Source organism: Nevskia sp. (assembly GCF_051860985.1).
Taxonomy (GTDB): domain Bacteria; phylum Pseudomonadota; class Gammaproteobacteria; order Nevskiales; family Nevskiaceae; genus Nevskia.
On the sequence record NZ_JBIMKV010000001.1, the window covers coordinates 417,853 to 437,190 of the forward strand.

The following is a 19,338-nucleotide window of genomic DNA, read 5'->3' on the forward strand; positions in this document are numbered from 1 at the left end:
GCCCGGTCAGCGAAGACCGGGCGCGGTGTAGTCCATGCCGTGGCGGGCGTAGATCGCCTTCAGCTCGCCACTCTCGATCAGCTTCGCCATCGCGTTGGCCAACGCGTCGCGCAGCTTCGGGCTGTCCTTCTTCACCGCGATGCCGAGTTCCCAGGCGCCGTGGTAGATGCCCTGCAGCACCAGCGGCTGCGGTGCGGCATAACGGGCGGGGCAGCCGTTGTCGTGCATCAGCCCCTGCAGTTCGCCCTTCGGCGCGATCGCGCTGTCGAGGGTGCCATCGCAATAGGCCTTCACGGCCTCGGCCAGGGTCGGATACCGGCGCACGGCCTTGGCGATGGCGCCGCCATGGAAGTTGGTCAGGTACTGGTCGGCCAGCGTGCCCAGTTCCGTACCCACCTTGTGGCCGTCCAGATCATCGAGCGTGCTGTAGCTGGCGAACCGCTTCGGGTCGAACGACACCGCCAGCGCCTCGCGGTAATAGACGCCGAAGATCGACACCTTGTCCTGCCGGGCGACGTACTGCGGATCGGCGCCGACATGCAGCATGACGTCACCGACCGTGCCGCCGACGACCGTGCCGCGCCACAGCTGGTTGCGCAGGTCGTCGTCGAGATCGTCGCCGGGAATGAAGGTGCGGAAGGTCGCCTTCAGGTTCAGCGCCGCCGCCAGCGCGGTGCCCATGTCGACGTCGACACCGGTGAACTGGCCGCCGCGCTCGTCGGAGTACGGCGGGAAGTCGCGATAGACGATGAACTCGATGGCGCCCTTCTGGCGGACGCGATCAAGCCCGTCGACATCATCATCGGCGCTCGCGGTCGCCGAGATCGTCGAGGCCAGCAGCGCCAGCCCCGCGACCATTGCCTTGTAGGGCTTCATCCGGCGTTATTCGACGTGGATGCTGACGAGGTAGCTGCGGATCGCCCAGATCGCTTCTTCCTTGAACACGTCCTTGAACGGCGGCATGTAGGTGACGCCATTGCGGACCGCGCCATTCTGGACCTTGCCCTTGAAGTACTCGTCGGTCGGCTGGTCGGTCGGCAGGTAGCGCAGATCCGGCGCGATGCCGCCCGACACGGCACCGAGGCCATGGCAGCGGGCGCAGTTCTGGTTGAACGCCGACGAGCCCAGCTTGATTGCTTCGGCGTTGCCGACGTAGGGGTTCTTGTCGACCGGCCCCTTCAGCGGCGGCAGCTTCGAAGTATCGACGGCCTGCGGGGTGACATCACCGTGGGCGAAGACGGAGCTGCTCAGCAGGCCGAGGGCGGCGACGGCAGCGATGGCGGAAGACTTGATCAGATTGCGGGTCATCGTGGTTTCCAGTGTTGCGTGAAGGAAATTCCGGTACGTGGAATCGTGGAAAGTTGAACGGGGTTCGGGAATACAGGTGAGACCGCGTGAATCGAAAAAGGAGCCCGAATGACCGGGCTCCTTTTCCGTTCCGCTTATCGTGTAGTCAAACGCGACGCGCGAGGCTTACTTCTGAGCAACCGTGGCCTTGCCCGCCTTGTGCAGCTTGAAGACCCAGAACGAGCCACCCTGGCTGATGTCCTTGACCTTCTTGGCGACTTCGCCGCCCCACAGCGGGACTGCGCCGCCCCAGCCGGAGGCAACACCGATGTACTGCTCGCCATCCATTTCCCAAGTGGCCGGCTGGCCGACAACACCCGAGCCGGTCTGGAACTTCCACAGTTCCTTGCCCGTCTTGGCGTCGAAAGCCTTCAGGAAGCCTTCCGGCGTGCCGGTGAACACCAGGTTGCCGGCGGTGGTCATCACGCCACCCCACAGCGGAGCCGGGTTCTTGTACTCCCAGACGATCTTGCCAGTGGCCGGATCGACGGCGCGCAGAGCACCGATGTAGTCCTCATACAGCGGCTTGATCGTGAAGCCGGCGCCGAGGTAGGCCGCACCCTTCTTGTAGGTGATCGGCTCGTTCCAGATGTCCATGCCCCACTCGTTGGCCGGCACGTAGAACAGCCCGGTCTGGCCCGAGTACGCCATTGGCATCCAGTTCTTGCCGCCCAGGAACGACGGCGCCGCGAACACCGAGGAACCCTTCTCGGCCTTCTGCGGGTCGCCAGGACGGTTGTTCGACTCCACCGGACGGCCGGTCTTCAGGTCGACGCCCGAGGCCCAGGTCTGCTTGGTGACGAACGGGCTGGCCGACAGCAGCTTGCCGTTCTCGCGGTTCAGGACGTAAAAGAAGCCGTTGCGATCCGCCTTGGCGCCGGCCTTGACGGTCTTGCCGTCCTTCTTCAGGTCGAAGGAGATGAACTCGTTGACGCCGTCGAAATCCCAGTGGTCGTTCGGGGTCGACTGGTAGCTCCACTCGATCTTGCCGGTGTCGGCGTTGATCGCCACCGTCGAGGTCGAGTACAGGTTGTCGCCCGGACGGGTGAAGGCGTTCCACGGTGCCGGGTTGCCGGTGCCGCAGTAGATCAGGTTGGTGTCCGCACCATAGGTGCAGCCCAGCCAGGTGGCGGCGCCGCCGGTCTTCCAGAGATCGCCCGGCCAGGTGGCGTTGACCTTGCCGGAAATGCCGTTTTCCTTGCCGTTCAGGTAACCCATGTGGCCTTCGACGGTCGGACGCGACCAGACCATCTTGCCGGTCTTGGCATCACGCGCTTCAACGCGGCCGACGACACCGAACTCGCCGCCGGACACGCCGGTGATCAGCTTCCCCTTCACGATCAGCGGCGCGGCGGTGTAGGAGTAGCCGCCCTTGAAGTCGTCGATCGTTTCGGTCCAGACCACCTTGCCGGTGTCCTGATTCAGCGCGACCAGCTTGGCGTCGAGCGTGCCGAAGATCACCAGGTTGTCGTACAGCGCGGCGCCGCGGTTGATGACGTCGCAGCACGGCAAGATGCCTTCCGGCAGACGGTGCTCGTACGACCACAGCTTGGCGCCGGTCTTCTGGTCCAGCGCCCACAGGCGCGAGTAGGAACCGGTGATGAAGATCTTGCCGTCATGCACCAGGGCCTGGGTTTCCTGGCCGCGCTGCTTTTCGCCACCGAACGAGAACGACCAGGCCGGCACCAGATCGACGACGGTGTCGGAGTTGATCTGGGTCGAGCTGCTGAAACGCTGACCGGACGTGCCCATGCCCACCGTCAACACGTCGTTCGGCGTGTTCTGGTCATTCAGGATCATGGCGTCGGTCACCGGGCCGGCGAAGGCCTTGAAGCCGGCCCCGGCGGTGATGCGTGCTACTGCGTTACTGGACATTTTTATTTCTCCTCAAGGCTTTGTTGTGTACGGGTGTGGCGGGCAACGACTGTCACCGGCGCGCCCTTAAGCACGATCAGTGCCATCGTGGCAAGACGCGGAGGCCACCAGCCCGGCCTCCGATCCAGGCCACCAACCAGGGCTGATCGCTGCGTTATTGCTTTGATATCACTCAAGAAAACAACCTCCCGCAAGATGCTGGAGCCACGCTGGAAACTCGGCCTTGCGGCGGGACCGGCTCCAGCCTTCATCATGCGATCCGGGCATTGTCACTGGCCGGGGACAGCCTCATCTGGCCTGTCTCGCGTCCGGGACGGTGCCCTTTGCGGGTCGAAAATGACACAGTTCGAGCGGCTTCCGCATCGCGGGCAAATCCCCCTTCCCCGGGCCAAAAAAAACCGGGCACAAGGCCCGGTAATTTGGCGCTAGGAGAGGTTCTTGATCAGGCCGGCACTCAGAACGACAGGAAGGTGCCGACGTTGAAGTTCAGCGCTTCGTTCTTGCCGCCGCCGTGAGCCTTGGCGGTCACCGAGGTGACTTCGCTCAGCAGCAGCAGGTTCTTGGTCAACGAGTAGTAGACGCCACCGGTGATCTTGGTGTTGCTGCGCACCAGACCGGTCGCGTTCTCGCCATCGGCGCCGCTCAGGCGGCTGACGCCGTAATTCACGCCGACCTTGACCGCATCGATCTTGTAGGTGGCCTGGGCCAGGTAGCCGTTGGAGCCGCGGCGGCCGCCGTTGCCGTCGGAGCTCAGCAGGAACAGCGCAGTGGTGCCGAGGCCCTTGCCGTAGTAGTACCAGCCGCCCAGTTCCAGGTCGGAGATGTTGACCTTGCCGCCGACGTCGAGGCCGTAGCTGCGGTAGTCGTCGCTGCCGCCGTCGTCACGCTGCTGCTGGGTGATGAAGGCGCTCGACAGATACACCTTGGTGCCGCCGACTTCGGTCTTGTAGGCCAGCTTGCCGTGGAAGCCCGGCTGGGTCTTGCGGCCGGTCGCGCCGCCGAGGCTGTTGAGCGGGTCGTAGATGCCGAGCGTCAGCGTTGCACCTGCAAAGGCCGGCGTCGTGTAGTTCATCTGCGCCAGCGTGTCGGTGTAGACGTAGCCGAGGCCGATCGAGCCCAGCGTGGTGTTCGCCGGCGTGCCCGAAGCAGCAGCGCCAGCAGCGCCGACACCCGGGATGGTCATGTCGTTGATGATCGCGTCGAAACCGAACAGGCCGAAATTGCGGCCGGCGGTGAACGTGCCGATGTCCTTGTTGCCGACCGTCAGATAGACCTGACGAACGTCGAGGCCAGTGGTGCCGAGGCCGACATTGCCGGCGCCGCCCTGCAGGTTCGGCGAGCCGCCGTCGTTGGTGCTGATGCCCGGATACAGACCGAAGTGACCTTCGATGTCGAGGCCGTTCTGCTGGGTGATCACGCCGAACGACAGCGCCGCCGGCAGCAGGCCGTTGGTGACCGCCGAGGCCGACTTGGCGGTGCCGCCACCGCCGGTGCAGGCCAGACCGCCACCGATGACGACCGGGCTGCTGCTGTCGCAATCCGAATAGACGTAGTGAACGTTGATGTTGCCGTTGACGGTGAACTTGTAATCACCGGCATTGAGTTCGAGCGCGCTGGCGCCCGTGGAGGACAGCAGTGCAACAGCGGCCGCAATGAGGTTTCGCTGGTTCGACTTGGACATTTGTAATTCCCCAATATTGTTGAGAGGTACGACCTGCCGGCCTGCGAATGCAGACCTGCTTGCCGCGCCGCCCCACTTCCTCTTCAGCTGCCGGCGTCCTCGACCTGTTGGTGAGCTTCGGTCTGTAGACACATGCAACCCGCACAAGTGTGGCGGCGACCCCGCTAGAGCAATCGACATGCCAAATCGGGAATATTTCTCATCCCTTTGAATTCAATGATTTTTAGGGAAATTCCAGCGCGCCGGCCAAATGCCGGCCTGTTTCATCGGAGGGACGCCCCTAACGTCACAGCCGTTACAGCTGGCGGTGACAGATGCTGCACTCAGCCCGGAATTTGCTGCGGCAAGCGCACCGAGATCGTGGTGCCCGCGCCGGGCTGCGAATCGATCTGCAGCGTGGCGCCGAGCGTTTCGGCGCGTTCGATCATGCCGAGCAGGCCGAGGCCGCCGCGCCGGTCGGCAGCCGTCGCACGCCGGCGATGCAGGCCGTCACCGGCAACTCGCATCTCGCCTGGGAGGCCCCGGCCATCGTCGGAAATGCGCAGGTGCAGCGCCGCGTTGACATCGCGGCACAGCATCACGCTGATCCGGCTGGCCGCAGCGTGGCGGGCGGCGTTGACCAGCGCTTCCTGGGCGATCCGGTACAGGTAGACCTGCACCAGCGGCTCGCCCGCTACCCGTTCGACGTCGATGCGCACCTCGAAGCGGATCTGCGGACAACGGCCCGACCAGTCGGCAACCAGGTTCTCCAACGTCGGGCCGAGCCCGAACTCGTCGAGGCCGGCCGGCCGCAGCCGGGCCAGCAGCAGATGCAGGCCGTCGTAAAGCGTGGCGATGCCGGCGCGGATGCCGTGAGTGCGCGCGCCAAGCTCTGGCGACAGGCGACCGACGCGCTGATGCAGCAGGGCGGCCTCGGCATCCATCGCCGCCAGGCTCTGGCCGATCTCGTCGTGCAGCTCGCGCGCAATCAGGCGGCGCTCGTGCTCCTGCACTTCCAGGCTGTGGCGCAGCAGCCGCTGGTTGTCGGAGCGCGCGTCCTCGAGCCTTTGGCCGAGTTCGACGACGCCGTCGATGATCGTCCGCAGCTCGGGCGTCGTTGCCTTCGGCAGGCCCGGGTGCAGATCGCCGCGGCCGATGCGTTCCAGCGCTGCGCGGATCAGGTCGATCGGCTTCAGTGCTCGCCATACCGAAAACACCACGATCGCGTTGGTCAGGAAGCCGATCGCGACGATCAGCAGCAACAATGGCCGCGCCTCGTTCCAGGCTTCGAGGATCTCGTCGGCGGGATCGGAATGGATGGTCACCGGACGCATGCCGCCGTCGGCCATCGGCACGGCCACCCGCAGCGACTGCGGCACGGTCGTCACCTGGGCGATGAACCAGTCCGGCACCCGGTCATCGATCGCCGCCGGACAGGCCCGCAACGGCGCATCGGCCTCTCGGTAAGCGCCCTCCACGCACAGGTGGCGGGTATGGTCGAACACGCTGATCAGCACCGGCAGCACGGTTCGGTCGCTGGCTTCGGCAGGAATCGCCTTGTCGTCGAGCAGGTGGCTGGCCAGCCGCATCACGGCGTCGATTTCGCCTTGCACGGCGCGCCGGGAATTGCCGAGCACGGCATAGACCGCGAGCAGCAGCACCACGCCCAGCAGCAGGCCGATGAACAGGCTGAGTCGGGTCTTGAGATCGACCCGCGTCATCAAGGCCCTGAGCAGCCAGCGGGCGCCGCGCGGCGATGCCGCTGCGGTGTCGACCGCGATTTCAGACACGCACGATGCCGGCGACGATCGCCAGGCGCGCCATCTCGGCGGCCGAACGCAGGCCCAGCTTCACGCGGATCTGCGAGTAATGGTTGGACACGGTCTTGCCGCTGATGCACAGGCCACTGGCGATGTCGCGCACCGACCGGCCTTCGGCGACCTGCCGGAAAATCTCGAACTCCCGCTGCGACAAGCTGTGCAACGCGTCGTCCGGCTTGCGCTGATGGGCGCGGGCATGGGCCAGATCGGGCGACAGGAATTCGCGCCCACGGGACACGGCATCGACTGCCGCGACCAGCGTGTCGGGAGCCGAACGCTTCGACACGTAGCCGAGCGCGCCGGCGGCCAGTGCCCGGTCGACGAACATCGATTCCTCGTGAACGCTGAACGCCAGCGCCCGCAGTTCCGGCTGCCGGGCACGCAGACGGCGCAGCAGTTCGATGCCGCCGACGCCGGGCAGCGACAGGTCGGTGATCACCACGTCCGGCATACATTCCAGGAAGCGCCGGTAACCGGCCGCAGCCGACGCCGCTTCGGCCACCACCTGATACTCCGGCGCACATTCGAGCAGCTGGCGATAACCAGCGCGGACGACCGCATGGTCGTCGACCAGCAGGATACGGATCATTCGGATTCTCCTCAGGCAACGGCGCTCGAATCGGCGCCTGTCGGTCCCGCTACTACAACGCTCTCAACGCAGGAGGCCCGGGCGAGCATCACCCGGGCCTCCTGTCACTGACAACTATCGGCAAGCCTCAGCCGATGGCAACCAACCGATCAGTAGGCGATGCAGACAGCCTTCGTCTCGAGGTAGTTGTTCAGCACATGGTGGCCCATCTCGCGGCCCCAGCCCGACTGCTTGTAGCCGCCGAACGGCATCGAGGCATCGAAGATGTTGTAGCAGTTCACCCAGACCGTGCCGGCGCGCAGGCGCGGCACCATCTTGTGGATCTTCGACACGTCCTGCGACCAGATGCCGGCGGCCAGACCATAGACCGAGTCGTTGGCGCGGCGGATCAGCTCGTCATCGACGTCCGAGAAGCGGGTGGCCACCAGCACTGGCCCGAAGATCTCTTCCTGCACGACCTTGGCGGTGTCGGCGACGTTGACCATCAGGGTCGGTTCGACGAAGTAGCCCTCGTTGCCCCAGCGGCCGCCGCCGGCCGCCAGCGAAGCGCCTTCGGCCGGACCGGCCTTCAGATAGCCCGACACGCGGTCGAGCTGGTTCTGCGAGACCAGCGGGCCGAGCTGGGTCGACGGATCGAGGCCCGGGCCGACCTTCAGGCCCTTGGCGTAGGCGGCGATGCCGGCGACGACTTCGTCATAGACCTTGTCCTGGATGAACAGGCGCGAGCCGGCGCAGCAGGTCTGGCCCTGGTTGAAGAAGATCGCCGAGGCAGCGCCCGGGATCGCCTTCGACAGGTCGGCGTCGTTGAGGATGATGTTCGGCGACTTGCCGCCCAGTTCCAGGGTCAGCTTCTTGAGGTCGTTGGCGGCAGCCTTGACGATCAGCTTGCCGACCTCGGTCGAACCGGTGAAGGCGACCTTGTCGACGCCCGGATGTCCGGCCAGCGGCGCGCCGGTGGTTTCACCGAAGCCGGTGACCACGTTCAGCACGCCCTTCGGCAGGCCGGCTTCCTGGATCAGTTCGGCCAGGCGCAGCGCGGTTAGCGGGGTTTCCTCGGCCGGCTTCAGCACCACGGTGCAGCCGCAGGCCAGCGCCGGGGCCAGCTTCCAGGCCGCCATCAGGATCGGGAAGTTCCACGGGATGATCTGGCCCACAACGCCGATCGGCTCGCGCTTGGTGTAGGCGTGGTACTCGGTGCCCGGCGTGAACGGCACGGACAGATCCAGCGTGTTGCCTTCCGACTTGGTGGCCCAGCCGGCCATGTAGTGGAAGATGTCGGCAGCGAGCGCGACGTCGGCGACCTTGGCGACGACGACCGGCTTGCCGTTGTCCAGCGATTCCAGCTCGCCCAGCTCGTCCTGGTGCTTGAGGATCAGGTCACCGATGCGGTGCAGCAGCTTGCCGCGGTTGGCCGGCGACATCTTGCGCCATTCGCTGTTGTCGGCGAACGCACGACGGGCAGCGGCCACGGCAGCATTGATGTCTTCCTTCGAGCCGCTCTGGGCGTGCGCAACGACCTGGCCGGTGGCCGGGTTGTAGACCTCGAAGGTTTCGCCCGAGGTCGAGTTGACCCAGTTGCCGTCGATCAGGATCTGCTTCGGCGTGCTGATGAACTTGCGGGCGGCTGCGCCCAGTGCTTCCAGACCTTTCGATCCATCCATTGGTGATCTCCTCGTCAATTCGTTATTGCAGATGATGATTGAGTGCCTGCGACTGTTCCGGACGACCATTCGTTCCGCTGATCGTCGCTGCCGGGGCGTCGCGACGGGCTCGCGATGGCAAGAAGCAAGCCAGCGGCGAAAGCGTCTGCAAATCGCTGATGACCAACGATTTCCAGCGCCGGATCGCAGGGCACTTATCCTGCGCTGTCTCAGGTCCGGCGCGCCACCCAAAAGGGTTGTCGCGGCCCTGACACAGTATTCGCCCCCTATGCGCCGTTCAGCGATGACGTGACACCGCCCGCACGACCTTCCGTTGACGACCTTGTCAGGGGCGACTACCGTCCGCTGGCACTACTGTTGCTTTCTGCGCTGTCACCGGTCACCCGCAACAGTGGACTGCGTCATGAAAACCATAAGGCTCCTGCGACCAAGCAGCGCGGAGCAGTCGAGATGAGGTGCGAGGAGATGGGCGATAACGCTGCGGTGCAGCACGCCAACGGCGTGCTGCGCACGATCAATGGCGGCCTGGTCGCCAAGGCAGGTTTCGACGAGGCGATCCGGGTTTCCTGGCAACGCTGCCTCAACGATTTCCGACTCGACCCGGCGCGCCTGCATGCGCCGAGCGTGATCGACTCCAACAATCTCAAGGATCTCCAGGAACGCCATGACGAACTGGTGGAGATCGCCCGCGCCGAGATCGACACGCTGTACGACCAGATCAGCGGCTCCGGCTATGCGCTGCTGCTGACCGATGCCAAGGGCATCATCCTGACCGACAAAGTCGATCCGACGCTCAACAAGATGTTCCGCAGTGCCGGCCTGCTGGTCGGTGCCGAATGGAGCGAGCAGAGCGAAGGCACCAACGGCATCGGCACCTGCATCGCCGAAGGCCGGGCCATCACCGTTCATCGCAACGATCACTTCCGTGCCCGCCACATCGGCCTGTCGTGCTCGGGGGCGCCGATCCGCGACATGAACGGCGAACTGATCGCCGTGCTCGATGCTTCCTCGGTCGGCAGTCACGACACCCGCGCCAGCCAGATGCACACGATGGCGCTGGTCAACACCAGCGCGCGGATGATCGAGAAGTGCCTGTTCCTGCGCCGCTGCCAGCCGTATCGCGTGCTGCGGTTCCACAGCCGGCCCGAGTTCGTCAACCTGCTGCACGACGCCGCGCTGGCGCTGTCCGAGGACGGCCACATCGTAGCCGCCGACGACATGGCGGTATCGCTGCTGTCGGCCCCGAGCCGCGCCAGCCTGATCGGCCGGCCGGTCAGCGAGCTGTTCGACATCGGCGAAATGGAGCTGGCGCAGCTGGTCAACACGCGGATGGCACTGATGCCGGTGCGTGACCAGCGCTACGGCCGCCGCTTCTTCGTGACGCTGTCGCCGCCGCAACTGATGAGCCGCATCGACACCCAGGTCGACCGCGCCCGCCGGCCACCGAGCGAGCGCGTGCAGATCGTGCCGGCGCCGTCGGCGAATGCGCTGTCGCTGGCCGACCTCGCCGGCCAGGATCCGCAGATGCTGCAGAACATCCGGGCGGCGCGGCGGCTGGCCGACACCCGGGTGCCGATTCTCATCCAGGGGCCGACCGGCTCCGGCAAGGAAGTGTTCGCCAAGGCCATCCACCTGGCCAGCGCGCGGGCGGCGCAGCCATTCGTGGCAGTGAACTGCGCGGCGATTCCGGAAACGCTGATCGAATCCGAACTGTTCGGCTACAAGTCCGGCGCCTTCACCGGCGCGCGCAAGGAAGGCATGCGCGGCCGCATCCAGCAGTCCAGCGGCGGCACGCTGTTCCTCGATGAAATCGGCGACATGCCGCTGAGCCTGCAGACCCGCCTGCTACGGGTGCTGGAAGAGCAGGAAGTGGTGCCGCTCGGCTGCGAACAGGCGGTGAAGGTCGAGCTGTGCGTGCTCAGCGCCTCACATCGCGACCTGCGCCAGCTGATCGCCAGCGGCGGCTTCCGCGAAGATCTGTACTACCGCCTGAACGGCATGACGCTGGAGCTGCCGGCGCTGAAGGACCGGGTCGACGCCGAAGCCTTGATCCGACGCTTCATCGCGCTCGAGGCGCGCCCCGGCGAAGCGATCTCGATCGAGGCCGACGCCTTCGACTGCCTGCTGGGTTACGACTGGCCGGGCAACATCCGCGAGCTGCGCAACGTCATCCGCACCGCGTTGGCGATCTGCGAGGACGGCGTGGTACGCATCGCCGACCTGCCCCGCAGCTTCCAGGGCGCAAGGGCCAAGGCCTTGCCGGCGCCGTCCCAGGCGGCGCTGACGGCACCGGAAACGCAGATGGCGCCGACGGCCGCCGGCGGCAACCCGCTGGAGGCAGCCGAAAAGGCGGCGATCCTGCGCGCAGTGGAAGCCAACCAGTGGAACATGACGCTGACCGCCCGCGATTTGGGCATGAGCCGCAACACGCTGTACCGCAAGCTCAAGCGTCACGCGATCCCGGTGGGCGATGCCCGCCGTGACGATTTGTCCCGTAACTGACACATCGCGCCGGTGCCGCCAGATGTCGGCGCGGCCGGGACTCGCCGCATCAAGGGTTCCGGAAGGCTTGAGGCAGGCGGCAAAACTGCCGTTAAATCAGGTCGTGACAGCGACTTGCGAATTTTCAATCCCGACCATTGAAACAGACGATTGGGAACCGAAACCGAGGTGGCATAGTCTCTGCACTGCCATCGCGTGCTGCAAAAGCACGTTGGCATACATACCACTGCGAACCCGATTGGAGGATTGATCATGCGTTGGACGACCCCGAGCTTCACCGAAATGCGTTTCGGCATGGAAGTGACGATGTACATCCTGAACCGCTAAGTCTTCTCGGCTGCATCCCTCAGGGGCAACCCTTATCGGACGCGGCCAGACGGCGGTAGATTCAGAAATGGGGCCCCCGGAAACGGGGGCTTTGTTTTGCAGGACGACCATCCGGATGCAGTGCAGCAAACGCCTGCCTGCCGAACCAGACCCCACATGAAAATCAGAATCCTGGGTTCCGCTGCCGGCGGAGGATTTCCGCAGTGGAACTGCAATTGCGAGACCTGCGACGGCTGCCGCAGCGGCCGCCTCAATGCGATTGCCCGCAGCCAGTCGTCGATCGCGGTGTCGTCGAACGGCGATGACTGGGTGCTGATCAACGCCTCGCCCGACATCCGCCAGCAGATCCTGTCGACGCCCGCGCTGCAGCCGAACCGGGCGCTGCGCGACACCGGCATCAAGGCCGTGTTCCTGATGGACGCGCAGATCGATCACGTGACCGGCCTGCTGATGCTGCGCGAGTCGCGCGCCCGGCTGCCGATCTACTGCTCCGCGCGGGTCAAGGCCGACCTGACTTCCGGCTTCCCGATCTTCAACATCCTGGAGCACTACTGCGGTGTCGACTGGCACGAGGTGAAACCGGATGGCACGCCATTCACCGTGCCGGGCATCGAGGGCATCCAGTTCGAGCCGTTCGCCCTGACCTCGAAGGCGCCGCCCTACTCGCCGCATCGCGCGGCGCCGGCACCAGGCGACAATCTGGGTCTCGTGATCCGCAACACCGCAACCCAGGCCTGTGCGCTGTACGCGCCGGGCCTCGGCGTCATCGAACCACCGGTGCAGAAGGCGATGGCGGAAGCCGCGCTGATTCTCGTCGACGGCACCACCTGGACCGACGACGAGATGAGCCGCCGTGGCGTCGGCAAGAAGCTGGCGCGCGAGATGGGCCATCTCTACCAGTCCGGGCCCGGCGGCATGCTGGAGGTGCTGGCGACCTACCCACAGGCGCGGCGCGTCTTGATCCATATCAACAACACCAATCCGATCCTCGTCGAGGATGGCCCCGAGCGAGCCGCTGTGCGCGCCGCCGGCGTCGAGGTGGCGCAGGACGGAATGGAGTTCGCGCTGTAAGCCGGAATCAACTGCAGGAGGAGGCATCAATGAACGCATCGGTCGCAACGCACGACCTGCCCTGGACCCGCGAGGAATTCGCGGCGCGCCTCAAGGCCTTCGAGCCGTACTACCACATCCACCACCCGTTTCAGCGGGCAATGAACGAGGGCCGGCTGTCGAAGGAAGCCGTCCAGGGCTGGGTGTTGAACCGCTTCTACTATCAGACCGCGATCCCGAACAAGGACGCCGCGCTGCTCGCCAACTGCCCGGATCGCGAGGTTCGCCGGCGCTGGATCCAGCGGATCATCGACCACGACGGCAATGACGAAAGCGAAGGTGGCATCGAGCGCTGGGTGCGCCTCGGCATTGCCGTCGGACTCAATCGCGAGGACATCGTCAGCCACCGCTACGTGCTGCCGGGCGTGCGCTTCGCGGTCGACGCCTATGTGAATTTCGTGCGCCGCGCCTCGTGGCAGGAAGGTGTTGCGTCATCGCTGACCGAGCTGTTCGCGCCGAGCATCCACAAGGAACGCATCGCCGAATGGCCGAAGCACTATCCGTGGATCGAGTCCCACGGGCTCGACTACTTCAAGGGCCGCGTGCAGGAAGCGCATCGCGACGTGCAGCACGGCCTGGGGCTCACGCTCGATCTGTTCCGCACGCGCGCCGAGCAGGAACGGGCGCTGGAACTGCTGAAGTTCAAGCTCGACATCCTGTGGTCGATGCTCGACGCAATGACCATGGCCTACGTGAAGGGCGAGCCGCCGTACCACTGTGTGGATGGCTTCCGCCAGGGGATGACCGCCGCCGAGATCAGCGGAGCCGCCCATGTCTGACGCGCCCACCCGCAACACCGAGCAAAAGGTCGAGTACGCGACCGACTACAAGCCGCTGCACGACGGCCCCCTCAAGTTGGCCCGCGGCCATCGCATCCAGTACGAGACCGCGCAGGGCTGCGACGTGCTGCTGTATCCGGAAGGGGTGGTGCAGCTCAGCGAAACCGCCGCGATGATCCTCAAGCAGGTCGATGGACAGAAAGATGCGACCGGCATCGTCAGCAGCCTGATGCAGCAGTTCCCGGAAGCCGGCGACATCTCCGGCGACATCCGCAGCTTCCTCGAAGTCGCCCACGCCCGCGGCTGGATCGCCTGAAAAATGAGCCTGCCCGCCATCAAGCCGCCGCTGTGGCTGCTCGCCGAGCTGACCTACGCCTGCCCGCTGCAGTGCGCGTACTGCTCCAATCCGGTCGATTTCAACGGCCACGGCAAGACCATGGACACCGAGACCTGGCTGCGCGTGCTGCGCGATGCCCGCTCGATGGGCGCACTGCAGCTGGGCCTGTCCGGCGGCGAGCCACTGGTCCGGCAAGACCTTGAGACACTGGTCGCCGAGTCGACGAAGCTCGGCTACTACTCGAACCTGATCACCTCCGGCATCGGCATGGACGCAGCGCGCGCCCGCGCGCTTAAAACCGCGGGGCTCGATCACATCCAGGTCAGCTTCCAGAGTTCGGAAGCGAACCAGAATGACGAGATCGCCGGCATGCGCGCCTACGCGCACAAGCTGGACATGGCGCGCGCGGTGAAAGCCGCCGGCTTCCCGATGGTGCTGTGCTTCGTGCTGCACCGGGACAACCTGCATCGGCTGCGCGAGATGCTCGATCTCGCCATCGAACTGGAAGCCGACTACGTCGAACTGGCGACCACGCAGTACTACGGCTGGGCGCTGCTGAATCGCGACCGCCTGCTGCCGACGCTCGAACAGGTACGCGAGGCCGAAACCGTCGCCCACGAATACCAGGCGCGGCTGAAGGGCCGGATGGACATCTACTTCGTGGTGCCGGATTACTACGAGAAGCGCCCGAAGCCCTGCATGAACGGCTGGGGTTCGGTGTTCCTGCTGGTGACGCCGGACGGCACCGCCCTACCCTGCCACGCCGCGCGCCAGCTACCCGGCTTCGCGTTCCCGAACGTGCAGACCCATTCGGTGAAAGAAATCTGGCAGGCCTCGGACGCCTTCAACCGTTTTCGCGGCTTCGGCTGGATGAAGGAACCTTGCTCGTCCTGTCCTGAGAAGGAGAAGGACTTCGGCGGCTGCCGCTGCCAGGCCTTCCAGTTCACCGGCGACGCCGCCGCCACCGATCCGGTCTGCGACAAGTCGCCGCTGCGCCATCTCGTCGACGAAGCGGTGTCGGCGGCGCGCAGCACCACCACCGAGAAGCCGATCATCTTCCGCAATCCGAAGAACTCGGATCGCCATGCCAAGACGCCGGCCATCGTGGCCGGTCCCGAGTGAGGAGAGGAAAGCCGTGATCAAGGTCAGCGTGATGTACCCGCACAGCGCCGATGCCAAGTTCGACATCGACTACTACGTCAAGAGCCACATGCCGATGGTCAAGAGCAAGCTCGGGTCGGCATTGAAGTCGATGGCCGTCGAGCAGGGCCTGGCCGGCGGTGCCCCGGGCGCGCCCCCGGCGTTCGTCGCGATGGGCCATCTGTACTTCGATTCGGTCGACGCCTTCCAGGCCGCGTTCGGCCCGCCGTCGAAGGAAATCCTCGCCGACATCCCGAACTACACCAACACCCAGCCGGTGCTGCAGATCAGCGACGTCAAGCTGTAAGCCATCACCCTGACCGGCCCGCGCCAACGCCGGGCCAGTCAGGCGGTAGCCTGTGTTACCTTCAAGGCCCGATTCTCCCGCGGCTTCGTGCCAGTGCTCCGTCCGCCTGCGCGGATGGCCGTCAGCTGAGCGCCGCCGACTCCGCGTCCCACTCCGGAGCCCAAGCCCTTGACCCTGTTTGCCGAATGGAGCACCGCGCTGCAGGACGTGCTGTCCGCGTTCCTCGGCAAGGCCTCGCAGTTCCTGCCCAAACTGGTCGGGGCACTGTTGCTGCTGCTGGTCGGCTGGCTGCTGGCGCGACTGCTGCGCTCGATCGGCACCAACGTGGTGATGACGCTGGAACGGGTGCTGTCGCAATCCTCGATCGCGCGCACCGGCACCAGCGTCCGTCTGCCGCTGATCTCGGCGCGTATGCTCGGCAGCATCCTGTTCTGGCTGGTGCTGCTGTTCTTCGTGACCGCCGCCACCGAAGTGATGGGGCTCGACATCTTCACCGCCTGGCTGGCGCAGCTGGTCGGCTACCTGCCGACAGTGGCAGCCGGCGGCCTGATCATCATCGTCGGCGTGCTGGCCAGCCGGATGGCGCGGCAGCTGGTCGAAGCCGCCCCGGTCGGCGAGGTCCGTGCCCAGCGCGAACTGCTGGGCCGCATGGTGCAGGCAGTGATCCTGATCACCGCGATCCTGGTCGGCGCCGACCAGATCGGCATCCGCGTCACCTTCCTGGTGGTCATGGCGGCGGTGATCGTCGCGGCACTGGTCGGTGCGGCGGCGCTGGCGGTCAGCCTCGCGGCCCGCAGCTACGTCGCCAACCTGATCGGCAGCCACTACCTGCGCCAGACCTATTCGATCGGCCAGCAGGTCAGGGTCGACGGCCATGAAGGCAAGATCCTCGACATGTCGGCCACTAGCCTGGTGCTGGAAACGCGCGACGGCCGCGTAAGCCTGCCGGCCAAGCTGTTCAACGACAGCGCCATCGTGCTGCTGGTCGACCGTCCGGACGAAGGCGAGCGCCGTGTCTGAACCGCAGAGCCTGTCGCTGGCCTTCCTCGAGGCGCACCCGGCCGACGCCGCGCGGGTGCTCGAACGGTTGGTGCCGAACATCGCCGCCGACCTGCTGGACACCCTGCCGCAGCGGCTCGCCGCGCCGGTGCTGCGGCAGATGCTGCCGCTGTTCTCGGCCCGCATCCTCGGCCGCCTGGCCGACGACAGCGCCGCCGGCCTGCTGCGGGCCATCGGTCCGCAGGCGGGCGTGGCGCTGCTGCGACAGCTGCCGACCGCCCGCGCCGATGCCCTGCTGGGCCTGCTGCCGGCCGGCCATGCGGTGGCCTTCCGCCTGCTGCTCGGCTACCCGGAAAACACGGTCGGCGCCTGGGCTGACCCGCATGCGCTGGCGCTGACCCCCCAGGTCAGCGCCGGCGAAGCGGTCGAACGGCTGCGCGATACCGAACACGAGCACGACGCGCTGTATGTCGTCGATGACGATCAGCGGCTGCTCGGCGTCGTCGCGCTCGTGGAACTGCTGCGGGTCGCGCCGGAAGTGCCGCTGCGCCGGCTCATGGCGACGCCGCGGGTCACCGTGCCGGCGCAGTCGCTGATCGGCGCGATGCGCGACCACAGCGGCTGGACGCGCGACCGGGCCTTGCCGGTGGTCGAGCGCGGCGAGCGCTTTGCCGGTGTGCTGCGGCAGTCGGCGCTGGCACTGGCGCTGGCGCCATCGACGATCCATCCGCAGCGACAGACGCCGGGCGACGGCCTGTCGCTGCTCGCCGGCGGCTACTGGGCCGGCGTGGCCGGGCTGATCGAGGTCGTGGTGTCCTGGCTGCCCGGCCGCCAGCATCCGGACAGCCGCCTGTGAACGCCGATACCGCCACCGCCGCGCTGACCTTGCGCTACCTGCTCGACTATCCGCGCGAAGCCGCGCGGCGGCTCGAGCGGCTGCCAGCCGAGGACATCGCTGCGGTCTTCACCAGCCAGCCGCTGCACGCGCTGATGCCGGTCTGGCGCGGCCTGACCAGCGACATCGAACAGGCTGTGCTGCCGCTGCTGCCGGCCAAGATCGCCCGCCACATCCTCACCGAACTGGAGCCGACCGAAGCGGTGGCGCTGCTCAACCGGGTCGGCGAGGACCGGCGCAGCGAATACCTGGCGCTGCTGAACCCGGAAATCGCCGACGAACTGCGCGCCAGCATGGCGCGGCTGCCGGATTCCGCCGGCGCGCTGATGGACCCGCGCTTCCTCGCCTTCGACGCCGCGCTGCCGGTGGCCGAGGCGCTGCGCCGCCTGCGCCGGGCCGGTCGCCGCAGCGTGCGCGAGATCTATCTGGTCGGCGATGGCGGCCGGCTCGAAGGCCGGGTCGAGATTCAGGATCTGGCGCTGGCAGAACCCGAGCAGCTGCTCGCCGACCTGCGCCAGCCGATCATCGCCGTCGTCGACGACAGCGTGCCGCGCGAGGAAGTGGTCGAAGCGCTGGAGCAGCACGAAACGCTGACCGAACTGCCGGTGATCGATTTCAGCGGCCGGCTGATCGGCGTCATCCACCAGGCCGAGCTGGTCAACGCGATGCAGGAGGAAACCAGCCTCGACATCCAGACCATGGTCGGTGCGTCGAAGGACGAACGGGCGCTGTCGTCACCGCTGTTCGCGGTCGCCAAACGGCTGCCCTGGCTGCAGATCAACCTGCTGACGGCATTCCTGGCCGCGTCGGTCGTCGGCCTGTTCGAAGGTGTGATCTCCAAGTACACGGCGCTGGCGGTGCTGCTGCCGGTGGTCGCCGGCCAGAGCGGCAATGCCGGCGCGCAGGCGCTGGCGGTGACGATGCGCGGGCTGATGCTGCGCGAGATCAGCATCCGCCACTGGCCGCGCGTGGTGGCCAAGGAAGTCGGCGTCGGCCTGCTCAACGGGCTCGGCATCGCCGCGACCACGGCGATCGGCGTCTATGTCTGGAGCCGCTCGTTCGGGCTGGTGCTGGTGATCGCCACCGCGATGGTGATCTCGATGGTCGCCGCCGGCTTCGCGGGTGCGCTGGTGCCCATCATGCTGCGCCGCTTCGGCCAGGACCCGGCGCAGTCCTCGTCGATCATCCTGACCACGGTCACCGATGTGGTCGGCTTCTTCTCGTTCCTCGGCATCGCCACACTTTTCTCAGGAATGCTGACGCCGAGCTGACACATGGGACGGGCTTGCGCCTGTTCACCATTGGGCGGCACAGGTCACCGGGAAATCTTCCTGGGGCTAAAATGCTGCGCCGCGACAAGATTTTCCCGTCGCCCACCTCTCCCGATGGAGCACACCCGATGAACCTGAAGCCGATCGCGCTGGCGCTTGCCACGCTGACCCTCGCCGCCTGCGCCAAGACCGAAGCGCCGGCCCCGACCGCCCCTGCTGCCGACAGCCCGGCTGCAGCCGTCGCCGCCAGCAACGCCGGCATCGAGAGCTGCGCCAAGGCCGTGCTGGCCCAGGCGCCGGGCGAGCTGCTGCAGGGCACGCTGAAGAGCGAGCCGGAAGGCCGCGTCTGGGAGTTCGAGATCAAGCAGGCCGACGGCAAGCTGTTCGACATCGAATGCTCCGACAGCGCCGGCACCATCGTCGAGACCGAGACCCGCGTCGCGTCGGCGGCCGATCCGGCCTTCGCGGCGATCGCCAAGATCGACGAGGCGGCAGCCCGCGCCAAGGCGCTGACGGCCAAGGCCGGCACCGTCGAGCGCGTCGAATTCGAACTGGAAGCTGAGGGCAAGGCGTCCTACGAGTACGACATCAAGACCGCCGACGGCGACTACCGCGTGGAAGTCGATGCCGCCAGCGGCGAGGTCGTCGAAACCTCGGCGGAGCTGCTGGAAATCGGCGGCGTCTGAGCGTCTTCCGTGCCGAGGTTTTTCGTCGCCGCG

The 19,338-nt window shown here is 66.3% G+C and carries 18 protein-coding genes; 11 read left to right on the top strand and 7 right to left on the bottom strand.

Annotated elements, in window-relative coordinates; all coding sequences use genetic code 11:
• Positions 1-6: 6 nt before the first annotated feature.
• From ACTIGJ_RS01860 to ACTIGJ_RS01890, 7 genes are all read right to left on the bottom strand, one after another.
• A complete protein-coding gene (locus ACTIGJ_RS01860; RefSeq protein WP_439638560.1) occupies positions 7-876 on the bottom strand; it encodes a substrate-binding periplasmic protein in 870 nt (289 codons plus the stop codon).
• A 6-nt stretch (positions 877-882) separates the two neighbouring features.
• Positions 883-1,308, bottom strand: coding sequence for a cytochrome c-550 PedF (pedF, locus tag ACTIGJ_RS01865; RefSeq protein ID WP_439638561.1), 426 nt, complete (start codon positions 1,306-1,308; stop codon positions 883-885).
• 165 nt (positions 1,309-1,473) lie between these two features.
• Entirely contained in the window at positions 1,474-3,222 is a 1,749-nt protein-coding gene (locus tag ACTIGJ_RS01870) for a PQQ-dependent methanol/ethanol family dehydrogenase (RefSeq protein ID WP_439638562.1), read from the bottom strand.
• A 454-nt stretch (positions 3,223-3,676) separates the two neighbouring features.
• On the bottom strand, positions 3,677-4,903 hold the full coding sequence (locus tag ACTIGJ_RS01875; RefSeq protein WP_439638563.1) for a porin: 1,227 nt from the start codon (positions 4,901-4,903) through the stop codon (positions 3,677-3,679).
• Positions 4,904-5,226: 323 nt separating this feature from the next.
• Positions 5,227-6,672: an ATP-binding protein gene (locus tag ACTIGJ_RS01880; RefSeq protein ID WP_439638564.1), complete on the bottom strand. Its 1,446-nt coding sequence runs from the start codon at positions 6,670-6,672 to the stop codon at positions 5,227-5,229.
• The gene (locus tag ACTIGJ_RS01885) at positions 6,665-7,291 is read right to left on the bottom strand and encodes a response regulator (protein WP_439638565.1); all 627 of its coding nucleotides are present in this window, start codon (positions 7,289-7,291) and stop codon (positions 6,665-6,667) included. Before ACTIGJ_RS01885 ends, ACTIGJ_RS01880 begins: the two co-directional genes overlap by 8 nt.
• 149 nt (positions 7,292-7,440) lie before the next feature.
• Positions 7,441-8,952 carry an aldehyde dehydrogenase family protein gene (locus ACTIGJ_RS01890; RefSeq protein WP_439638566.1) on the bottom strand — a complete coding sequence of 504 codons (1,512 nt, stop codon included), beginning with the start codon at positions 8,950-8,952 and terminating at the stop codon, positions 7,441-7,443.
• Positions 8,953-9,417: 465 nt separating this feature from the next.
• Between ACTIGJ_RS01890 and ACTIGJ_RS01895 the strand changes: the two genes are divergently transcribed.
• The 11 genes from ACTIGJ_RS01895 to ACTIGJ_RS01945 all read left to right on the top strand — a co-directional run bounded on the left by ACTIGJ_RS01895 (position 9,418) and on the right by ACTIGJ_RS01945 (position 19,305).
• Entirely contained in the window at positions 9,418-11,454 is a 2,037-nt protein-coding gene (locus ACTIGJ_RS01895; RefSeq protein WP_439638567.1) for a sigma-54-dependent Fis family transcriptional regulator, read from the top strand.
• A 252-nt stretch (positions 11,455-11,706) separates the two neighbouring features.
• Positions 11,707-11,781, top strand: a complete 75-nt coding sequence (pqqA, locus tag ACTIGJ_RS01900; protein WP_366943442.1) for a pyrroloquinoline quinone precursor peptide PqqA — start codon at positions 11,707-11,709, stop codon at positions 11,779-11,781.
• 156 nt (positions 11,782-11,937) lie between these two features.
• The gene (gene pqqB / locus ACTIGJ_RS01905) at positions 11,938-12,852 is read left to right on the top strand and encodes a pyrroloquinoline quinone biosynthesis protein PqqB (protein WP_439638568.1); all 915 of its coding nucleotides are present in this window, start codon (positions 11,938-11,940) and stop codon (positions 12,850-12,852) included.
• Positions 12,853-12,881: 29 nt separating this feature from the next.
• A complete protein-coding gene (pqqC, locus tag ACTIGJ_RS01910; RefSeq protein ID WP_439638569.1) occupies positions 12,882-13,670 on the top strand; it encodes a pyrroloquinoline-quinone synthase PqqC in 789 nt (262 codons plus the stop codon).
• Positions 13,663-13,986: a pyrroloquinoline quinone biosynthesis peptide chaperone PqqD gene (gene pqqD, locus ACTIGJ_RS01915; protein WP_439638570.1), complete on the top strand. Its 324-nt coding sequence runs from the start codon at positions 13,663-13,665 to the stop codon at positions 13,984-13,986. Before pqqC ends, pqqD begins: the two co-directional genes overlap by 8 nt.
• Before the next feature lie 3 nt (positions 13,987-13,989).
• The gene (pqqE, locus tag ACTIGJ_RS01920) at positions 13,990-15,129 is read left to right on the top strand and encodes a pyrroloquinoline quinone biosynthesis protein PqqE (protein ID WP_439638571.1); all 1,140 of its coding nucleotides are present in this window, start codon (positions 13,990-13,992) and stop codon (positions 15,127-15,129) included.
• A 13-nt stretch (positions 15,130-15,142) separates the two neighbouring features.
• On the top strand, positions 15,143-15,454 hold the full coding sequence (locus ACTIGJ_RS01925; RefSeq protein WP_439638572.1) for an EthD family reductase: 312 nt from the start codon (positions 15,143-15,145) through the stop codon (positions 15,452-15,454).
• Between the two features lie 168 nt (positions 15,455-15,622).
• Positions 15,623-16,474 carry a mechanosensitive ion channel family protein gene (locus ACTIGJ_RS01930; RefSeq protein WP_439638573.1) on the top strand — a complete coding sequence of 284 codons (852 nt, stop codon included), beginning with the start codon at positions 15,623-15,625 and terminating at the stop codon, positions 16,472-16,474.
• Positions 16,467-17,309 (top strand): magnesium transporter MgtE N-terminal domain-containing protein, encoded by an 843-nt coding sequence (locus tag ACTIGJ_RS01935; protein WP_439638574.1) that lies wholly within the window; start codon positions 16,467-16,469, stop codon positions 17,307-17,309. Before ACTIGJ_RS01930 ends, ACTIGJ_RS01935 begins: the two co-directional genes overlap by 8 nt.
• On the top strand, positions 17,306-18,619 hold the full coding sequence (locus ACTIGJ_RS01940) for a magnesium transporter (RefSeq protein ID WP_439638575.1): 1,314 nt from the start codon (positions 17,306-17,308) through the stop codon (positions 18,617-18,619). Before ACTIGJ_RS01935 ends, ACTIGJ_RS01940 begins: the two co-directional genes overlap by 4 nt.
• Positions 18,620-18,747: 128 nt before the next feature.
• Positions 18,748-19,305: a PepSY domain-containing protein gene (locus ACTIGJ_RS01945; RefSeq protein WP_439638576.1), complete on the top strand. Its 558-nt coding sequence runs from the start codon at positions 18,748-18,750 to the stop codon at positions 19,303-19,305.
• Positions 19,306-19,338 lie beyond the last annotated feature (33 nt).